Below are 260 nucleotides of genomic sequence, written 5' to 3' on the forward strand. Positions count from 1 at the left end.
CTGCTGCTCTTTCATCGCTCTAACACTATTATTGCTTATAATTATTTTTCCATATTCAATAACGTTGAAAGCTAAATAACTTGGAATAATATTTATATCAACAATCGAAATAAGTTGTTCGTTAAGATTAAGTGCATTACTTATTTCAAGCTCAAGCTCTTTTGGCCTAAGGCGCTTATCGAACGATTCCAGATCAAAGTTTTTAAATGCTATGGCTAAGTCAATGTCACTATGAGGCTGAGCTGTCCCTTTTGCATGGG

Annotated in this window: 1 protein-coding gene; it reads right to left on the minus strand. The window is 34.6% G+C overall.

Going from position 1 to position 260, the window contains the following annotated elements:
* A partial coding sequence (locus AAEY83_RS16330; protein ID WP_351060714.1) for a nucleotidyltransferase domain-containing protein occupies positions 1 to 260 on the minus strand: 260 nt, incomplete at both ends.

It is taken from the genome of Psychrobacter sp. TB20-MNA-CIBAN-0197 (assembly GCF_040309765.1).
GTDB lineage: Bacteria > Pseudomonadota > Gammaproteobacteria > Pseudomonadales > Moraxellaceae > Psychrobacter > Psychrobacter submarinus.